Origin of the sequence: Roseburia sp. AM51-8, from assembly GCF_003478275.1 — a bacterium.
Lineage (GTDB): Bacteria > Bacillota > Clostridia > Lachnospirales > Lachnospiraceae > Pararoseburia > Pararoseburia lenta.
Window position 1 is genome coordinate 1 of record NZ_QUEY01000002.1, and the last position, 19,476, is coordinate 19,476.

General features: G+C 47.2%; 14 protein-coding genes, 1 other RNA gene and 1 pseudogene. 2 read left to right on the forward strand and 14 right to left on the reverse strand.

Translation table 11 applies throughout. The features are described 5' to 3' along the window. Nucleotides 1–423 precede the first annotated feature (423 nt). From DW996_RS03550 to tadA, 14 genes and pseudogenes are all read right to left on the reverse strand, one after another. A complete protein-coding gene (locus DW996_RS03550) occupies nt 424–1,215 on the reverse strand; it encodes a CvpA family protein (RefSeq protein ID WP_118534893.1) in 792 nt (263 codons plus the stop codon). 15 nt (nt 1,216–1,230) lie between these two features. Next, nucleotides 1,231–2,451: a DUF5711 family protein gene (locus DW996_RS03555; RefSeq protein ID WP_118534894.1), complete on the reverse strand. Its 1,221-nt coding sequence runs from the start codon at nt 2,449–2,451 to the stop codon at nt 1,231–1,233. Between the two features lie 17 nt (nt 2,452–2,468). After that, nucleotides 2,469–4,366: pseudogene (glgB, locus tag DW996_RS14745) on the reverse strand (1,4-alpha-glucan branching protein GlgB). 22 nt (nt 4,367–4,388) lie between these two features. Next, a complete protein-coding gene (locus DW996_RS03565; RefSeq protein ID WP_118534895.1) occupies nt 4,389–7,100 on the reverse strand; it encodes a tetratricopeptide repeat protein in 2,712 nt (903 codons plus the stop codon). A 185-nt stretch (nt 7,101–7,285) separates the two neighbouring features. Beyond that, the gene (locus DW996_RS03570) at nt 7,286–8,647 is read right to left on the reverse strand and encodes an AI-2E family transporter (protein WP_118534896.1); all 1,362 of its coding nucleotides are present in this window, start codon (nt 8,645–8,647) and stop codon (nt 7,286–7,288) included. A 6-nt stretch (nt 8,648–8,653) separates the two neighbouring features. Further along, nucleotides 8,654–10,939: a hydratase gene (locus DW996_RS03575; RefSeq protein ID WP_118534897.1), complete on the reverse strand. Its 2,286-nt coding sequence runs from the start codon at nt 10,937–10,939 to the stop codon at nt 8,654–8,656. A gap of 18 nt (nt 10,940–10,957) precedes the next feature. Then, nucleotides 10,958–11,746: a hypothetical protein gene (locus tag DW996_RS03580; protein ID WP_118282462.1), complete on the reverse strand. Its 789-nt coding sequence runs from the start codon at nt 11,744–11,746 to the stop codon at nt 10,958–10,960. A gap of 142 nt (nt 11,747–11,888) precedes the next feature. Next, complete coding sequence (locus DW996_RS03585) at nt 11,889–12,815, reverse strand: calcium/sodium antiporter (protein WP_118534898.1); 927 nt, start codon at nt 12,813–12,815, stop codon at nt 11,889–11,891. 209 nt (nt 12,816–13,024) lie between these two features. After that, a complete protein-coding gene (gene hydF / locus DW996_RS03590; protein WP_118535239.1) occupies nt 13,025–14,257 on the reverse strand; it encodes a [FeFe] hydrogenase H-cluster maturation GTPase HydF in 1,233 nt (410 codons plus the stop codon). Between the two features lie 57 nt (nt 14,258–14,314). After that, complete coding sequence (hydG, locus tag DW996_RS03595; protein WP_118534899.1) at nt 14,315–15,733, reverse strand: [FeFe] hydrogenase H-cluster radical SAM maturase HydG; 1,419 nt, start codon at nt 15,731–15,733, stop codon at nt 14,315–14,317. Nucleotides 15,734–15,844: 111 nt separating this feature from the next. Beyond that, entirely contained in the window at nt 15,845–16,903 is a 1,059-nt protein-coding gene (hydE, locus tag DW996_RS03600) for a [FeFe] hydrogenase H-cluster radical SAM maturase HydE (RefSeq protein ID WP_243098656.1), read from the reverse strand. Between the two features lie 50 nt (nt 16,904–16,953). Further along, nucleotides 16,954–17,202 (reverse strand): TM1266 family iron-only hydrogenase system putative regulator, encoded by a 249-nt coding sequence (locus DW996_RS03605; protein WP_118282445.1) that lies wholly within the window; start codon nt 17,200–17,202, stop codon nt 16,954–16,956. A gap of 210 nt (nt 17,203–17,412) precedes the next feature. Then, nucleotides 17,413–17,545: signal recognition particle sRNA large type (ffs, locus tag DW996_RS03610), an RNA gene on the reverse strand. Between the two features lie 92 nt (nt 17,546–17,637). Beyond that, complete coding sequence (gene tadA, locus DW996_RS03615) at nt 17,638–18,141, reverse strand: tRNA adenosine(34) deaminase TadA (RefSeq protein WP_118282442.1); 504 nt, start codon at nt 18,139–18,141, stop codon at nt 17,638–17,640. 77 nt (nt 18,142–18,218) lie between these two features. Between tadA and DW996_RS03620 the strand changes: the two genes are divergently transcribed. Continuing rightward, on the forward strand, nt 18,219–18,917 hold the full coding sequence (locus tag DW996_RS03620; protein ID WP_118534900.1) for an anaerobic ribonucleoside-triphosphate reductase activating protein: 699 nt from the start codon (nt 18,219–18,221) through the stop codon (nt 18,915–18,917). Between the two features lie 4 nt (nt 18,918–18,921). Further along, nucleotides 18,922–19,473, forward strand: a complete 552-nt coding sequence (locus DW996_RS03625; protein WP_118534901.1) for a GNAT family N-acetyltransferase — start codon at nt 18,922–18,924, stop codon at nt 19,471–19,473. The last annotated feature ends 3 nt before the right edge of the window (nt 19,474–19,476 follow it).

The following is a 19,476-nucleotide window of genomic DNA, read 5'->3' on the forward strand; positions in this document are numbered from 1 at the left end:
TTTTAAGGTTGCTTTTTAAAAAGCTGTTCGTTTGCGATCATTTCTGATCGACTTGAATTATTCTCTTAGAATCTTTCAAGGTTGTTTCACTGTTCAGTTATCAAGGTTGTCCTTTGTCGCATCTGTCAGACACAACTCATTTAGAATATCATATGTATTTCTCTTTGTCAACAACTTTTTAAAAGTTTTTGAGAAATTATATTTTATTCCGTTGTTGCAACCGCCTCACGTGCGGTGCGAAAATTATATTATCAAAGACCACACCCAATGTCAAGGCATTTTTACTACTTTTTTTCTTATTTTTTTGTTTACTATTACAAGAAAATAGATGTTGGGGCAAACCGATCATTTACCACAACATCTATTGCTCTATTTCTTCTATAATAAAAAGGATGTATTTTGTATCCAAGAGCATTTTCCGGATCACATCGTAGAAAGAAATGCCATAACCAGATTATGATCGTACAGATAAGTCAGGAATTTGCTCTGATCGATGCCGGCAAGAAGCCCCTGCCCAAGTGTCGTTGTACTGATGCAGGCAGCCGCATACATGATGATCCAAACGACCAGAAATCCTTCTGCAGCCCCGGCGACCAGACCAAGAAAGCCATTGACCTGCCCGAGCCCCGGTGCCTTTCTGGCACCTTTGACAAAATAACCCACGATCAGCACAATGATCTGTGCTATCACAAAGGCGATAAAGACTGCAATACCCTGCATCATAAAATCCGCGATCTTACCGCAGATCATTTGTCCAAGGGTCTGCGTGCCATCCGATAATTGCAGGATACTGGATGCCCCGCCAAATTGCGCGACTGTAAGATCATTCTGCGTCTGCAGTCCATTTAAAAGATCCTGTAATTGCGGGTTCTGCTCCACATTCGTCTGCATCTGCCGGATCGAATCCGTCACATCCCCCAGCGCATTTCCCGGAATGGCATCCGTCAGGGATTGATACCAGTCCTCAAGCCCTGTGTCCTGCGGCAGGTTTTCCGCCTTATTTGTCACAAATTTTTCTGCCTGCTCATAGACTTTATCATATATATTTGTCTCTGTTTTCAGATATCCCAGAATATAAGGATTGGCTACCGATACAAATATAAAGATAAAGATCCAAGAAACCAGTCCATATACAATGCCAAGTATTCCCTTACGCCAGCCTTGCAGCGTCAGGAAAAAGAGAATAAACAGCATAACGATCAATACTATGTTCATTTTGTCCCCTTTTCACTATTTCAATCGGACCACATCTGTATGTCCATCTTCCACGAAAACATATCTGCGCGATGCATCCTGTGGTATTATTTTATATATGCTTGTGCTAAATTCGTATGCAAACTTTTTGATCCCCTGCAAGGTGTATAGTTCTACCTCTTTATTATTAGAAAGAACAATTTCATGGTTTGCCACAAATTCCGCATTGGTTGATGCTATGTCGATCGTCTTCTGGCAGCGTTTTCTGCCGGTCAGGGTATAGACTGTCATCTGATCGATATACTTTCCCTCGTCATCCGTCGCCTGACAAATGATCCCCCAATACTTGTCATCATAAAAGACACTCTTGATCTGTCCGTCAACAAAGGTCTCCTTGGCAATGCTCGCCTTGGAATTGTTGTTGAACACGATCACTTCGCTGTCACCAAAAGCGATCGCCTTGTCTCCATCCACATAGGCGATCTGCGGGATGATCTGATCCGAAAAACTGTAGGTAGCAACAATATTGTCGATCTCATCCTTGCCTTTGTTGCTAAAATCATAGAAAGAGATCGTCGTCTTTACATTTCCATCTTTGACATCCAGTTGTGAGACCATGAGCCTTTGCGCAGTAGAGGAAAGAGCGATCGCCAGTGGATAACCACTATTTTTCATGTGAAGTTCGCCGGATGCCAGCACTTTTCCCGCGTCATTGCAGACTTGCACATAACCCGCCTCACCGTCCTGCATCAGGATCGCAACCGTTCCCTGGGATGCGATATTGGCATCCACGATCGGCATGGCTGTCTTAATGGTCTGCTTGAAGCCGGTATTGGTAAGGATAGCCGCCTGCGTGCCCTGCACATCATAGATCAGGATATAATTGCCGCACACATCGATCTGGGGATCATCCATTTCATAGGTATAGTTCCAGATCAGGTCGCCGTCATACTCCGTATAAAAAGCGCCATCCCTGCTATATTTCAAAAAGTTGTCCTGAAAATCCACATAGTGTGTCTCCGCAGAATCCACACGCTCATATGTCTCTTTTACATCAAAGTCATCATACTTGCGCAGATTAAAGACAAGCACCCATAAAATGACCGCAACAATACAAAGGAAGAAGACCAAGATCTTCTTCCGATGTCTCGTATATATGTGCTTATGATTTCGCAGGAATTCGGTTCCCGCCGCGCCCAGATCCTTGACGCTATGTTTCTTTCCTTTTGCTGAAACTACTGCATTATCCTCTGCCATATATCCCTTTCCTTATTCTAAAATACAAATACAGCCACTCCATATGCCGGTAAAGGATAGCCAATTGAATATTCCCGTCCATCACATTCCTGTCGCTTCGGTGTATAGGATACCTGTCGTTTGGTATCTGTGCCGCCGTATTTGGCATCCTCGCTATTGAGGATGAGTTTATGTTTGCGTTGGTTTAATACGCCAACGCGGTAATCATCATAGGCTACCGGTGTAAAGTTGCATACAAAGAGCAGGTCATTCTTGCCATTCTTAGACTTGCGGACAAAACTAAAAATGCCGCGATAACTGTCGTTGGCATTGATCCATTCAAAGCCCGCCCATGAAACATCCTGTTCATACATTGCCGGATACTTCTTATATATATGTAAGAGATCCTTTACAAAGGTCGAAAGATGGCTGTGATTTGGATTGTCTAAAAGATACCAGTCCAGTTCTCTCTCCTCGCTCCACTCCTGGATCTGTCCGAAATCCTGACCCATAAAGAGAAGTTTTTTGCCCGGATGCCCCATCATAAAGGTATAGCCTGCCTTGAGGTTCTTGAACTTATCCCCCTCAAGTCCCGGCATCTTGCTCAGCATGGAGCATTTCAGATGAACCACTTCGTCATGGGATAAGACCAGAATATAACGTTCATACTCGTTGTAACTCATAGCGAACGTCATCTTACTGTGATTGTCTTTTCTAAAATACGGATCCAGTTTCATGTAATCCAGGAAATCATGCATCCAGCCCATATTCCATTTATAAGAGAAATTCAGACCGCCATCTTCTACATCACCAGTGACCTTTGGCCATGCAGTCGATTCCTCAGCGACCATGACAACGCCCTTGTTGCGTCCGCGGATCAGGGTATTGATATGGCGGAAAAACTCTACCGCCTCAAGATTTTCATTGCCACCAAACTGATTTGGCACCCACTGCCCCGGTTCCTTGCCATAATCCAGATAAAGCATGGATGCGACTGCATCTACACGCAGACCATCGATGTGATACTGCTCGATCCACATAAGGCACTGCCGATCAAAAAGTTCTTGACCTCATTCTTGCCATAATCAAAGATCTTGGTACCCCACTCCGGATGCTCGCCCTTTCTCGGATCCGCATACTCATACAAGGGCTGACCGTCGAAATCTGCCAGTCCATGCGCATCCTTTGGAAAATGCGCCGGAACCCAGTCTAAGATAACACCGATGCCTCTCTGATGCAGATAATCGATCAGGTACATAAAGTCTTCCGGGCTTCCATAGCGCGACGTCGGCGCATAATAGCCCGTTACCTGATAGCCCCAAGATCCATCATAGGGATACTCTGAGATTCCCATCAACTCGACATGGGTATATCCCATATCGCATACATAGTCCGCCAGGCTCTCAGCCAACTGGCGGTAAGAATAAAAGCCGTCATTCTCTGCAGTCGGATGCTTTTTCCAGGAACCCGGATGTACCTCATAGATAGACATTGGCTGTTCCCAGAAATTCTCCTGTTTGCGGCGTTCCTTCATCCAGTTGTCATCCTGCCATGCAAAGGAAAATGGCGCAACAATACGGGATGCCGTACCCGGGCGCACCTCTGCCATGGCTGCATAAGGATCTGCCTTGTAGAGTTTGCCGCCGTCCGGCGTATAGATCAAAAACTTGTATAACTGTCCCGGCTTTGCCTCCGGTACAAAGAGTTCATAAATTCCCATATCCGGCTCGACCAGACGTTCCATCATATGTGATGTCTCATTCCAACCGTTAAACTCGCCGATCACTGCTACCGCTGCTGCATGTGGTGCCCAGACATCAAAATATACCCCCTCGATGCCGTCTTTGGTCTGCACATGTGCGCCCATCTTCTTGTAGATATCATAATGTGTCGCCTGCCCAAACAGGTACATATCTAACTCTGAAAAATTGCCCATAGTAAACCCCTTTTCCTTTATATTACAACTCGAAATCCTGCTCCCGTAAGATCAAGTTGCCATCTTCATCATAACGTTTGGATCCAAAACGGCTGAACATTGCCTTGATACCGCCCTTTTCTGCTTTATCAATGGCGGATTCCACAATATCACGCACCTCGATCAGGGAGGTCGGATGGTCTACACGTTGGATCAGATTGATACGGTTATACATGGCAAGGATCGCCATTTCATCCACAACATAGCCCTCCTCTAAGGCATAAACCTTACCGAAATTGACCAGTTCGTCTATGGTAAAGATCGGGATGGTGATCTTTTCGGTAAACATGGCTGCAAATGCACTGTTGTGGGAAAGCATCTTGTCAATGCGCTTCTTCTGGTCTTCCATAAGAACCAGAACATCACAATTCTCCTGCGACATCAACTGGCGCATGGTCTCCTGAGTACGCTCACTCAGTCTGCCTGCTCCCTCAATGATCAGACATCCGCCTGACACCTTGGAAAGTACCAGTGCCACATCTTTTTTATTTAACTGTTCTGCATCAATCTTGCCGACATTGCCTGTCAGTTTGTCTGTCTCAATCTGCAATACCTTGATCAGATTGGATGCCAACATGGTCTTTCCACTGCCGACACCTCCCTGGATGATGATATTGCCACTTGCAGAATTCTTTTTATTTTCCAGACGGTAACGCACACCTGTCAATGCCTGGCAGATTGTATTTTCCATGCCGTCGATCGGCATAAAGTAAGAGAAGATCTCCTTTTCCTCCTCGGACAGGGTCAACTCCGGCATCTCCTCACTGATGGCACGTTCTAAGACATTCTCATCCAGTAGTTCTGCCATCTCTTCCGGGTCCAATACCACATCCGCGATCTCAGGGAGTGGCTCCTCTGCCACCTCCTGCTCCCGGCTTGGCATTGCCTCTTCTGCCACTGCCTCCTGTGGGCCGACTTCCGACTCTGCCGTTTCTGCCTCTGCTACAAACTCCTGTAAATCTTCCGGCAATGTGATCTCCGGCAGATCATCTTCCTCTACATCTGGGGCAATCTCCTCTGCCACCTCGGATGCAAGCGTTTCTTCCTCTAAGTGTCTGACCTCTTCCTGTCCCTCGTTTGCCATGATCCTGTCAATTTCCTGCTGTAACATGTCATTGACATCGGCAACGATCTTGCTTGCCTCTTTATAATCCACGTCTGTCACTTCCTCCAAATCTGCTTCTTCCGGCAGGGACGCTTCCTGCGCAGGATCTGCTTTTTCATCCTGGTCTTCTAGAACCGGTGGATGCCATTCTTCGCTGGCGTCCGGTTCTACAGACTTGACGATAGAAGGAGCCTCCGGGCTCTCTTCCCCTTTAATGATATGCGCACTTGCAGGATCTACGACCGGAATTTCCAGACCAACGCCCATGACGCCATCCGCTTCCACCTTTGGGATCTGGAATACCGCCGGTGCCGGATCCTCAGTCCGATCTTTGACCGGCTCGGATGAAGCCTCATCCTGCTTTGCCATATATTCTTCTTTTAAAAGATCTGTCGGCCTTGCGCCGGCATCTAATTTCGGGATCGCTTCTTCCAGACGATCCATGATCTGGGATGCCTCTTTGAGTGCGATATTCTTGGCGGACTCCAACTTTTGCTGCTCTGCCTCCTGTAATGCCGCCTCAGCTGCACGTCTGGTCTTTTCCCATTCCTCCATGACATCTTCAATGGTCATCTGACCGTCTACCTGCTGCTCGACCTCTTTGGATTCCGGCACGAGCAGACTAATCTGACCGTCGTATTCCTCGGCGAGATACTCATTGAAAGTATCTTTTAAGGACTCATCCAGTTCCTGTTTTGCCTGCTTTTGTTCCTCTGCAATAGCATCACTCTGTTCGTTGACCTGAAGATAGGGAATCTCCTCAACCAGAGTCTTGATATTTTCCATATTCTCGGAAACAGCCTCTGCCTCCGTTGCACGCATGATCTCGTCGATATTCTTTTTGATCTCCGCCTGCAAATTGACCGTGTTGAAGCGCTCCGCCGGTAACTCTACCTGCGGGATCGCCATAGTCTCATGCACGATCTCACCGGAGTGCAGGATCTCATTGGCGCGGATCTCCGTCACACCGTCGCGGCGCTGCTGGAAATGGCGGTACTTGTCCTCCTGCATCTTGTCGAGCGGCTGGTATATCATCTTCATCTCAAGGGCACGCTCCACATAAGGACCGTCACCAAACCAGAGGATGATCTCATCACACAGATCGATACACTTGTCTACCTGCATGGTCTTGTGATAGAGATAGGCAAGTTCATATGCCCACTCCTCCAAGAAATCATGCTCCTTTAACTCTTCCAAAATACCGATTAGTGTCGTATAATCGGCACCTTTTGCCTTGTTGATCTGGTATTTGATGATATATTTGAGACTGTCATGCGGCGCGATCTCCACGAATTCATCATAGAATTCCTTCGCCTCATCCAGATCGCCCAACTTCACACACAGAATCGCCAGATGATAAATGATCATCCTGCCGATCGGAGAGCGGTCGTGCGCCATATAAAGGAGTTCCCGCGCCTCTTCCAGACGGCCTGCCTCCTCGCACACCTCACTTGCCTTGACCAGCGCGTTGACGTTGTGCACCTTGCGCCAGTTTGTGCTCTCTACAATATCCAGAGCCTCATCTGTACGCCCTACTTTTATCAGTTGTTTGATCTCATCGTATTTTGTCTTAAACTCGTTCTTATCCAACGTTCTTACCTCGAAAAAGTATCCTGATACGCTCTTATCTCAAGCTATAAATATACAGTTTCAGTGTATCATAGGGCACATGACATGTCAAAAATATTTGTCTGACAAATCTGTGAAAAACCTGCCATTTTTTAGCAATATAAAGGACAGTTTCCTTTGCTTTTGAAACTGTCCTCCTCATAGTTTTATTCTTTTGTATCCTCTTTCTCAGAAGATTGTTTTTTCTTCTTTTTGAAGAACACATTGACTTTTACATGTGATTCTTCTTCATATTCCTTGGTATGCTCTACAAGAGTATGATCTGCCTCGTTGACTCTTTCCATATTGATATAGTCGGCTGTCTCCTCGGGCAGATCCCGTTTTCTCAGCATGTGCTTGGAGAAGCGTCCCACCAGATAGTAGATGAGCGCCATGGTCGGTACGCCAAAGAGCATACCTGCAAATCCAAACAATCCGCCGCCAACAACGATGGCAACGACAACCCAGAAAGAAGAAAGTCCGGTAGAGTCGCCCAGAATCTTTGGTCCGATGATATTACCATCGATCTGCTGCAATACGATGATAAAGATAAGGAAATATATTCCCTGCATCGGCTCCGTTAAAAAGATAATGATAACGGTCGGCAAAGCCCCAATATATGGTCCAAATACCGGTATGATATTGGTCACGCCGATGATGATGGATACCAGAAGTGGATACGGCATCTTAAAGATCAGCATACATACATAACAGATCACACCGATAATAGCGGAATCAATGATCTTCCCTATGATAAATCCATAGAAAATGTCTCTGGTCTTTCTGCCGATTTCCAGGATGACATTGGCTTGATCTGCACGGAAAATACCGTATATCAGTTTCTTGGCCTGTCCTTTAAATGTTTCCTTGCTACAAAGCACATAGACGGACACGATGATGCCGATAATGCAGTTGACCAGCAAACGCCCTACACCGAGCGCTCCTGTCACCGCCACGGATATCACATCCTTGGTGCTCACATCTATGTAATTTTCCAGCCACTTGACGCCCTTATCGATCGCCTTGTCAAGATTACTGCCCTTAGCGCTCATGATATTCTTTTCATAGCGCCCGCCGGTAATCTGGTTTGCCCAATCCAAGACACCATCGATCTGTTCGTTGATGTGTGTGACCAGATAATGGATGGTCTGGTATAACTGCGGTATGATCGCAACAAAGAACAATACAATAATACCAACCACAATGACCAGTGCGATCAAAGATGTGAGCATACGCGTGGTCTTTTTGGCATTTTCTTCCGCCTTGCAGTGTTTTGCAAAGAAGGGGTACATGTGCCTCTCGAAAAATTCCATGATGGGATTCATCAGAAAGGCAAGTCCAAATCCTATGATGATGGACTGCAGGACGCTCATAAACTTGCTCCAGCCTTCGCCCAGTCCCTGATAACGCTCTACACCAAAATAAAACAGGATCACACAACACGCCGTGAAGATGACCACCACAGAGATGGTCATCATGCGCTTTACATTCCCTCTGCCATTACTCCCCGGTTGTTTTTGTATATCCATAAGTCATTAACCTCTGTAATAGTTGATCAGGCATCCCTTTAAGATGATATCTCTCTCATCATCTGTCAGAGCACCAAGCTGCAGTTTGAACGGCTGCATCTGTCCATCCTTTACCACATATGCCTGAATTTCTTCTGTCTTATCGATGATCGCCTGACGGATCGCCGGAACAAAGAGATAATCTCCGTTCTTAAATGGAAGATCACCTGCCGGGATCAAAAATGGGAGCATGCCCCAGTTGATCAGGTTGGAACGATATCTCTTGGTCGCATATTCGTTGGCAATATTTGCCCAGCCACCCAATACCTTCTGGCAGGAAGCCGCCTGCTCTCTTGCAGAACCATCGCCCGGTTTTACGGCAAAAATGGTAGATCCTACACCAAAGTTGTCATGGTTTACATCCGGGAAGGTCTTTTTCACGGTGTGCACGATCTCACGCAGTTCCGGTACTGCCTGTCCGGCACATTCTCCGGCTTCCAGTGCCTTCTGTGCTTTCTGGATCTCCTTGGCACGGCCTACATATTCCGGATCCTTACGGGAAAGTGTAAATTCTGCCAATCCAAGAGGATTAGAGCGGTAAGAAGATGTCTCTCCTGACGGAATCAGTTCATCTGTCGTTGTTACCGGATCGTGGATCTCAGATACGACCTTGAGGAAAAGATTTTCCGGTAATGGGCTCATTGCCGGCCAATCCTTGATATTCGGTCCAAACTTGATCTCCTCATTCGGATCTGCAACGCCCTTGCTGTCAAAGACGCGGTTGGCATAAATATTTTTATCGAAATAGTATTTTGGCTTGGTGTAGTTGACATCCATATCGGTTGCCGCTGTCAGATAACCCTTATTTGCCGCAGTTGCAGCGATGGAACGGGCATCCATAAGTGCTACGGATGAGATCTGTCCATTCTGTAACTTGGATCCTTCTCTGTTCGGGAAGTTTCTTGTAGAGTGGCGGATGGAGAAGCCGTTGTTGCTTGGGGTGTCTCCGGCACCGAAACATGGTCCACAGAATGCTGTCTTGACGATCGCACCTGTCTCCATCAGATCTGCAACACAGCCATTTTTCACAAGCTCCATATAGATCGGTGTGGACGCCGGATAAACGCTGAGTGTAAACTCATCCGGTCCGATGGATGCACCGCGCAGGATGTCTGCTGCATCCGTGATATTCTCAAAACCACCGCCGGCACAACCTGCAATGATACCCTGATCTACATATAATCTGCCGTTTCTGACCTTATCCTTTAAGGTGAAGTCTACCTGTCCGTCCAGGCTGACCTTGGCTCTCTTTTCGCAATCATCCAGAATATCCATGAGATTTGCATTGAGTTCTTCGATCGTATAGGTGTTGCTTGGGTGGAACGGCATAGCGATCATTGGCTTGATCTGGCTAAGATCGATCTCGATCATACCGTCATAGTATGCAACCTGACCCGGATTTAACTCTGCAAAGTCCTCGGTTCTGCCGTGGATCTCATAGAACTCACGCACCTTGTCGTCTGTTCTCCAGATAGAAGAAAGACAGGTCGTCTCTGTTGTCATAACATCCACGCCGATACGATAATCTACGCTGAGGTTGGCAACACCCGGTCCGACAAACTCCATGACCTTATTCTTGACATAACCCTTGTCAAAGACCTCACCAATAATGGCAAGCGCGATATCCTGTGGTCCCACGCCCTTCATAGGACTACCGGTCAGATAGACACCGACAACGCCCGGCATGGCAATATCATAAGTCTTGTTCAGAAGTTGTTTTACCAATTCCGGTCCACCCTCGCCCATAGCCATGGTTCCAAGAGCACCGTATCTCGTGTGAGAATCGGATCCCAAGATCATCTTACCGCCACCTGCAAGCATTTCTCTTGCAAACTGATGGATAACAGCCTGATGAGGAGGTACATAAATGCCGCCGTACTTTTTGGCACATGTCAGTCCAAACATGTGGTCATCCTCGTTGATGGTGCCGCCTACGGCGCAAAGGCTATTGTGGCAGTTGGTCAGCACATAAGGGATCGGGAATTTCTCAAGCCCGGATGCTCTTGCTGTCTGGATGATACCAACGTAAGTGATGTCATGGGAAGTCAGTTTGTCAAACTTGATCTGCAAATTCTGCATATTGCCGGATGTATTATGGCTCTCTAAGATACCATATGCCATCGTCTGCTTGGCTGCTTCTTCCTTTGTGACTTCTTGTCCCGTCTTTTGTCTGATCTCATCCTGTGCCTGTGGGCCATTAGCGACCAACTCTGTTCCACGGAGCAGATATACTCCCTGTTCATATAACTTCATGTGTTTCCTCCTCAATTTTTATTTTCTGCCGAAGAGAGAGAAAATACCTTTTCCCTCCTCCGGCTTTTTCTCTTCTTCCTGGTCGGATTCCTTCCATGCAAAATACTCTTTGTCCAGATCCTCGGAAAGTGCGGCTGCCTCTTTCTCGGTCAACTCGCCCTGGGTCGGAACCCCCGTGGTCTCTTCCTCATCCTCCAACGGGATGCCATTTTGTATGAAATAATCCTTGTTGATGCGGATCTCCGGCTGCACATTGGCATAGGACGGGGTATCCTTTGGCGCGAAATCGCCTTTTTCTCCCTTTTCCCGCTCTAAGCGCAAACGGTGATTTTCCTCCTCGATCAGATGTAAATACTTTTGCGTGTCGATCAGATCTCCCAACTGCGACTTGAGTTCTGATTGGTTGGACTTGATGGTCTGCTTTTCGCTTGCCATCTTATCCTTGGCGTCTTCGTAGATCTTGGCGATCGCATCTCCCGCATCCTCAATGATCTGCTGAATGTCGTTTAAGGCATTGTCCGTATACATGATCGATGCCGCATAGATATCCTCCGCCTTGCGGGAAGCCGCAAAAATAATGTCGTCTCCCTGCTTTTGCATCTCACGGTTTGCCTTATCCTTTTTGGTCTGGGACAATTCATGTTCATCGATCATGTCATACATGCAGGCATTTAATTCCTTGAGCAGATCCATCATCTCGTTCTTGTTCACGATCACGTCGCGTTTACTGCCGTTGTATGGCTCTGCCTTGGAAAAAAGTACATGAATATCTCGTAGCACTTTCTCTGTGCGATCTGCTGCACTCATATTTCACACCTCATCCGTTCGTCTTTTGGCATTTTACATATAAATATGAAAATACTCTTTAAAATATAGCATACAAGCCAGAGTCTGACAACGCTTGACGGTCGGGGAAATCTTAAATTTTGTTAATAAAAGGACATCATTTCTAAAGAAGATATAAAAAATACAAAATGTAAGCAAGCAGCATGACGATGCCGGCTTTCTTTCGCAATTCTTTTGTCCGTGCCACACATACAAATAACAAAATGCCGACCGCCGCGGCGATCAGGGTATCCACAACAAAGCCGGAAGCAAAGGTAACCGGCGTGATCAGGGCTGTGGTACCTACGATAAAGAGGATGTTAAAAATGTTGCTCCCCACGATATTTCCAATGGCGATATCCGCATTATGTTTTCGTGCCGCGGACACACTCGTCACCAGTTCCGGCAGGCTGGTGCCAAACGCCACAATGGTCAGCCCGATAAAACGCTGACTGATGCCAAGCGCCTTTGCAAGATTACTCGCTCCCTCGACCGCGAAATTACTTCCTGCCGCAATCATGACGACACCCGCCAAGATCAGACCTATGATCTTTGCCGTGGAAAGCTGCTCCGCTTCCCTTTCTTCTTCCTTTCCCTTTTTTGCCATCATGTAGAGATAGCGCAGATAGAGGAGGAATAAGACCCAGAGGATAACGCCTTCCAGCCACGTTACCTGACCTCCGGTATAGCCCAGCCACAAGAGAACAAAGGTAGCGACGATCATAAAGGGGATCTCATAACGGACAGTGGAATCCGCCACCTTAAGCGTTGCAATCAGCGCCGTCACGCCGAGAATGATGAGGATGTTTAAAATATTGCTTCCCACGATATTGCCAATCGTGATCTCCGCATTTCCCCGTAGTGCCGCCGAAATGCTGACAGCCGCTTCCGGCAGGCTGGTTCCCATGGCAACGATCGTAAGACCAATGACCAGTTGCGGTATGCCCAATTTTCTTGCCAGCCCGGAGGCTCCGTCCACGAACCAGTCCGCCCCCTTGACCAAAAGGAAAAATCCCAGCGCTAAAAAGACAATCTGTAGTACAAAGTTCATATCTTTCTCCCTTCCTGCAACTTGGGGATAAAAAAAGCGAGTCCCCTTGTTGCATCAAAAAATAATACAACAAAAGTCTCGCTACTAGGCTACATACCGGATTGCTCGCAATCGTACTGACGATATATAGACACAGGTCTGCTGTGTCAGCTACTCCCTTTTATCTAAGCAGATCGTAGCAAAAAAACAATCCGTCTGTCAAGTCCTATTTATCTCTTTTTATCGACAAAAGTCTCCGTCACGCGCGGCAGGATACCGTGAATGTAGGCGATCATGACTCCGTAGTTGGTGATCGCAACCTTCTGGCTGTCCCCATAGGAGATACGATAGCGCATTTCCTGTAAAGGCAGGGTACAGCCGCCACAATGCACGACCAGTGCATAAGGCGAAAGATCCTTGGGAAATTCTGTTCCACTGGTAAAGGCAAAATGCAGGTCTTTACCAGTGTATTCCCTGATCCAGCGCGGCATCTTGACCGTACCGATATCATCGCACTGTCTGTGGTGGGTACAGCCCTCGGAAATCAGAACGGTATCGCCATCTTTCAGATCCTCAATCGCCTGCGCACCGGCGATCTGCACTGTCAGATCTCCTTTGTAACGCGCCATCAGTATAGAAAATGAGGTCAAAGGAATGTCTTTCGGCACAATCTTTGCCACTGTCCCAAATGCCTGACTGTCGGTCACAACAAGGCGGGGCTTTTTGCCAAGGGCTGCCAGCGCCTGCGACAACTCGGTATCCCTGACCACCACCGGAATGGCACCTGCCTCCAGACTGTCGCGGATGACCTGCTGCTGCGGCAGGATCAAGCGCCCTTTTGGCGCAGCGGAATCAATCGGCACGACTAAAACGACCAGATCTCCTTCCTCTAAGAGATCACGGATCAAAGGTCTTTCTACCTCTTTGGGCTGTAATTTTGCCAATCGCTCCTTTAATTCCCCGATCCCCTGTGCCGGATCTGTACTGACCGGACAGACTTTAGCAGGATCGACCGCCAGTGCCTGTGAGATCTCTCCTGCCTTTTCATCGATCTGCGCCGGATCTGTCAGAAGGTCTGTCTTATTTAAGACAATCAGATAAGGCAGACCACGTTTTTTTGCCTCTGCCAAAAGATCTTGTTCCAGATCTCCTACCATAGTATCTGCTGCGATCACAAGCAGAAGAACATCGGTCTGGCGGAGCATCTGCAGACCTTTTTCCATGCGCTTTTGCCCCAGTCCGCCTTCGTCATCCAGTCCCGGCGTATCGATCAGAACGACCGGTCCGAGAGGCAAGAGTTCCATTGCTTTTTTGACCGGATCTGTCGTCGTACCCTTGACTTCCGATACGATAGCGAGATCCTGTCCCGTGATCGCGTTGATCAGGCTGGATTTTCCCGCATTGCGCCTGCCAAAAATGCCAATGTGCAGGCGCTCTCCGCTTGGTGTCTCATTCATACTCATAGATTTTCCCTTCTCTTTCCAAACGTTTTCTGCTGTCATATCAGACTTTCGTCACATTTAAAAACGGAAGTCGCGGTTGCCCTCGTGGATCTTTTCGATATACTCGGTCGCCTTTTCCTTTACCTTTGGATTGGTGATGACTTCCAGTTCTTTTTTGATCAGAGCCTCTCCCACTTCCTTAGTCTCCGGGCTTGCGTAATCTTCCAGATATTCTTTCAGGGTCATAAGTGCATTTGGATGGCAGCAGTTGACGATCTGCTTACTCTTTAAAAGAGACATGAAACGGTCACCGGTTCTGCCTTCACGATAACATGCCGTACAGAAACTTGGCACATATCCCATATCCATCAGCCACTTGACAACTTCATCCAAGGTACGATTATCACTGACATCAAACTGTGCTGAGTTGTCCTCCTCTGCTTCCGGCTCAACATAGCCACCGACACTGGTTCTGGAGCCGCCACTGATCTGGGAAATACCAAGTTCCAGTACGCGCTCTCTGCTCTCCTTGGTCTCTCTGGTAGATACGATCATGCCGGTGTATGGCACAGCGATACGGATGCAGGCAACGATCTTTGCAAAGGTCTCGTCCGAAATACCATTGTCAAAAACATCCGGGTCAATATCATCTGCACGACGCACACGCGGTACGCTGATGGTATGCGGTCCACAGCCCTTGGCTGTCTCTAAGTGCTCTGCGTGCATAATGATTCCGGTAAAGTCGTAACGGTAATTGTTGAGTCCAAAGAGAACACCAAGCCCTACATCATCAATACCGCCATCCATTGCACGATCCATTGCCTCGGTGTGGTAAGCATAATTACTCTTTGGTCCGGTCGGATGCAGTTTTTCGTAAGATTCCTTATTGTAGGTCTCCTGGAAAAGGATATAAGTACCAATACCAGCTTCCTTTAACATACGGTATTCTTCGACAGTTGTTGCCGCGATATTGACGTTGACGCGGCGAATATCTCCATTTTTATGGTGAATACTGTAGATTGTCTTGATACTTTCCAAAATATACTCGATCGGATTGTTCTTTGGATCTTCGCCTGCTTCGAGTGCCAGACGCTTATGTCCCATATCCTGTAGAGCAATGACCTCAGCGCGGATCTCCTCCTGCGTCAGTTTTTTTCTGTGAATATGCTTGTTCTTTGCGTGATATGGGCAATACTCGCAGCCGTTGATACAATAATTGGACAAATAAAGCGGAGCAAACATAACGATACGGTTGCCGTAGAACTCCTGCTTGATCTCTTTTGCCAACTGATAGATCTCCTCATTCTTGTCTTCCAGTTCGCAGTCTAAAAGCACGATGGCTTCCTTGTGGCTGATCCCTTTCATCTTTCTTGCCTTGTTCAGGATCTGGTCGATCAGTTCCCGATTGTTCTTGTTCTTCTCAGCGTAATCGAGACACTCGCGGATCTCCTTATCGCTGATGAACTCCTCTGCCTTTGATGACATTACATCATACATTCTTTTTTCCTCCCTTTTTCTATGTGTCTTATGTTATAGTCCGTCTCATTTATCCCTTGTAAAATCGACGGTTGTTTGTAAAATTAAATTTTCTTATAATTTCAACACCTATTAAACAGGTGCATCGCCACGGTCAACGACCAGTTCATAACCTATCGACTGCATACGGTTTCCCAGACAGTTACGACACTCTGCTGCTTCGTCTCCGGTGCAGATCTTATTATCGTATAGTTCATATTGCTTACGCACGCCTGTCGGTGACAGGTTCGGCATAACCACATTAGCACCTGCTAGGATACCTTTTTCCCTGCCTCGCGGATCTATCGTTCCCAATGCCGTTGTCGCTGGAAGCAGCAACTTTGGCTGTAAAATACGAAGCAACGAGATCAGATACAAAGTCTCAGCTACCGTTCCCTGTGGCTGATTCCCCAACGGCGTCTCGTGATGTGGCACAAAAGGTCCGATCCCCACCATTGCCGGCTGTAAGTTCTGGATAAAGACCATATCCTTCGCCAGCGTATGTGGCGTCTGTCCCCGGGAACCGACCATAAAACCGCAACCCACCTGATAACCTAAGTCTTTTAAGGTATAAAGGCATTGGATACGGTGATCAAAGTCCATTTCCTGCGGGTGCAGGCTCTTGTAATGGTCTTTATCCGCTGTTTCATGCCTTAAAAGGTATCTATCTGCCCCTGCTTCTCTCATTAAGCGGTAACTTTCTTCACTTCTTTCGCCAAGAGACAGGGTAATGGCGCAATTCGGGTGACGCTCCTTGATCTCCCGGATCAGATCACACATGACCTGATCTGTATAGTAAGCATCTTCTCCCCCCTGCAGGACAAAGGTGCGAAAACCCAGTTCTTCCCCAATATCTGCGCAGGATAAGATATCCTCCCGGCTCAGGCGGTAACGTTCAACCTGCCGGTTATCCCTGCGGATGCCACAATAATAGCAATTATTCTTGCAGTAATTGGAAATCTCGATTAATCCTCGCGTATAGATCCTGTTGCCAAAGATCTCTTTGGACCTCTGACGGGCAATTTCCGCTGCATATTCTGCCACTTGATCGCATCGTCCGCGGATAAGTTCTTCCCATTCATCCAGACTTAGTGCATTTTCTTTATCTAATTTATCAATCAATGCTTTGACATCCTGCATTGCCAGTGCCATAGGCATTTCTCTCCTTTTTCTCTTTTCTTTCGCTATTATCCAAGCGTCACTTACTGCAATTTGGAATAGACGGCTTTTGCCGTTACCCCCTCAATATTGCCGATCTTTCCTGACATGGCACTGATCACATCCTGGGGTGCATCTACGGCGACGCTGATCAGTGAGATCCCGCGTTTTTCATAAGGGATCCCCATGCGCCCGATGATATATTTGCCATATGCATGCAGGACGTGGTTGAGTTCTTCTGCCTTGTCACGCTCCTCCACCACGATCGCAAGAATTGCTACTCTGGTATCCATCAGTATGCTCCTTTCTTTTATGAAGAGTGTGCTTTTACCTATAATATGAAAAAGTCCCTGCATCCAAAGATACAGAGACTTTCCCTATCAAACACCTATAAAATCCCGTATCTTTACGCTCAGGCTGCCCTTTGCGCGCAGATGACTTTAATTCATAATGTAAAAAAGGGAGATACCTTGATCTCCCTGAAATTGTCTTTCATAGCGTTACCTCCACAGCCTGCTCAACCCAGGCACCCTTGCGGCACCCGGAAACTCCTTCTTAGTGCTGCTCCATTCCTGACCTGACACGATTCGTAGGCATCCGTCGCGCAAGACCCAAGTATCAACGCCACTTGTGGAGGCCGCCATTTGCATTGTATGGGATTATGACACATTTGTCAATCAAAACCCATCATTCTATCAACCTTCATATGATCTTGCGGATTTTCCTCCCTAAAACTGCTTCTTCTGCTCACGCAGATCTGCGAAAAATCCGCTTAAGAGGGCTGAACACTCATCTTCGAGGACACCGCGCTCAACCTCGACCTGATGATTGAAAGCATCCATCTGTAAAATGTTAAGGACGGATCCGGCGCAGCCCGCCTTGGCATTCATGCTACCGATAACCGCTTTTTTCAATCTCGCCTGCACCATAGCACCTGCACACATCTGGCATGGCTCAAGGGTCACATACATGGTACAGTCCTCCAGTCGCCAGTCACCTGTCTTTTTACATGCCTGCTTCATTGCGATCAATTCCGCATGGGAAAGTACATTCTTATCCGTGTTGCGCTTGTTGTAGCCCTTGCCGATGACTTTATCATCGCGCACGATCACGCAGCCGATCGGTACTTCGTTGAGATCGTATGCCTTTTTTGCCTCCTTGAGTGCCATCTTCATGTACTTCTCGTCATGTTTTTCCTGTCTGTTCTTTTCGATTTTCTCTTTCAGTGCCATATGGTAAAACCTCCACCAAACTGTTATAATGTTTTTGATTGGTTTCATTATAACACGATAAGAAATGGAGTAACACTATGACTGTAAAAATATATGGAATGCAGAAAACAACCTTGGTTGACTATCCGGGGCGTGTTGCTACAACCCTCTTTACCGGAGGCTGTAACTTCCGCTGTCCTTACTGCCACAATGGTGATCTGATCGTCGGGCTGAACGACATCAAACCATACACAAAAGATGATATTTTTGATCATCTGCGCAAAAGAAGAAATGTCCTGGACGGCGTTGTCATCAGTGGTGGAGAACCGACCTTGAACCGGGATCTTCCGGACTTTATCCGCCAGATCAAACTCCTGGGCTACAAGGTAAAACTGGACACCAACGGAACCAACCCTGCCATGCTCCGCTCTCTGGTCAAAGACCGCTTTGTGGACTATGTTGCCATGGATATCAAGCAATGCCGGACAAAATATGCAGATATCGTCCACGCGGATGAGTTTGATCTGGATGCGATCGCCGAATCGGTGGAGATCTTAAAAGCTTCCAAAAAAGTCGATTACGAGTTCCGCACGACTGTTTGCCAGGAACTCCATGAGACAAAGGATATGACCGCTATCGGTATGTGGTTATCCGGCGCCAAAGCCTACTATCTCCAGCCATACAAGGAATCGCCGGATGTCCTGCACCCGGGATTTCACGCACCGGACGATAAGACCATGCAGGAATTTGTCCAAATATTATCCGCCTTTCTGAATAAGGTAGAAATCCGAGGTTAAGTGAGTGAATCTTGAACAGACGACCGACCGCCTGATTCTGCGTATCCTTTCCGCAGATGATGCCGAAAAGGTATTACAATTTTACAAAGACAACGCTGCGATCTTTGAGCAGTTTGAACCCCTGGTCGGAAATGACTTTTACAGTCTGGAACATCAGAAAAACCTTTTGACCTACGAGTATCAGGAGATCCTTAAGTTACATATGCTACGTTTCTGGATCTTTGAAAAAGATAATCCCGACCGTATCATCGGCACGGTCAGTTTCCACAACATTTCGCCGAATATCTATTCTTCTGCCCAGTTAGGCTACAAGATGGATCAGCATTTCTGGCGAAAAGGCTACTGCTACGAAGCGATCAAGGCAGGCATCCGTATTGTTTCGGGAGACATCGGCATCCGCCGCTACGAAGCACTTGTACTGCCGGACAACACCCCCTCTATCTGCCTTTTGAAAAAACTGGGCTTCCACAAGGAAGGTCTGCTGGTAGATAAGGTATTTTTGCAAAATCGCTGGCGCGACCATTATCTCTATGGTTATATCGTTCCGAAAATGTAAGTG

Excerpts from the sequence above, each read along its gene's own strand:
- DW996_RS03550 (WP_118534893.1), bottom strand. The coding sequence starts at position 1,215 with ATGAACATAGTATTGATCGTTATGCTGTTTATTCTCTTTTTCCTGACG.
- DW996_RS03555 (WP_118534894.1), bottom strand. The coding sequence starts at position 2,451 with ATGGCAGAGGATAATGCAGTAGTTTCAGCAAAAGGAAAGAAACATAGC.
- DW996_RS03570 (WP_118534896.1), bottom strand. The coding sequence starts at position 8,647 with ATGGATATACAAAAACAACCGGGGAGTAATGGCAGAGGGAATGTAAAG.
- DW996_RS03575 (WP_118534897.1), bottom strand. The coding sequence starts at position 10,939 with ATGAAGTTATATGAACAGGGAGTATATCTGCTCCGTGGAACAGAGTTG.
- DW996_RS03580 (WP_118282462.1), bottom strand. The coding sequence starts at position 11,746 with ATGAGTGCAGCAGATCGCACAGAGAAAGTGCTACGAGATATTCATGTA.
- DW996_RS03585 (WP_118534898.1), bottom strand. The coding sequence starts at position 12,815 with ATGAACTTTGTACTACAGATTGTCTTTTTAGCGCTGGGATTTTTCCTT.
- hydF (WP_118535239.1), bottom strand. The coding sequence starts at position 14,257 with ATGAGTATGAATGAGACACCAAGCGGAGAGCGCCTGCACATTGGCATT.
- hydG (WP_118534899.1), bottom strand. The coding sequence starts at position 15,733 with ATGTATGATGTAATGTCATCAAAGGCAGAGGAGTTCATCAGCGATAAG.
- hydE (WP_243098656.1), bottom strand. The coding sequence starts at position 16,903 with ATGGCACTGGCAATGCAGGATGTCAAAGCATTGATTGATAAATTAGAT.
- DW996_RS03605 (WP_118282445.1), bottom strand. The coding sequence starts at position 17,202 with ATGGATACCAGAGTAGCAATTCTTGCGATCGTGGTGGAGGAGCGTGAC.
- tadA (WP_118282442.1), bottom strand. The coding sequence starts at position 18,141 with ATGGCACTGAAAGAGAAAATCGAAAAGAACAGACAGGAAAAACATGAC.
- DW996_RS03620 (WP_118534900.1), top strand. The coding sequence starts at position 18,219 with ATGACTGTAAAAATATATGGAATGCAGAAAACAACCTTGGTTGACTAT.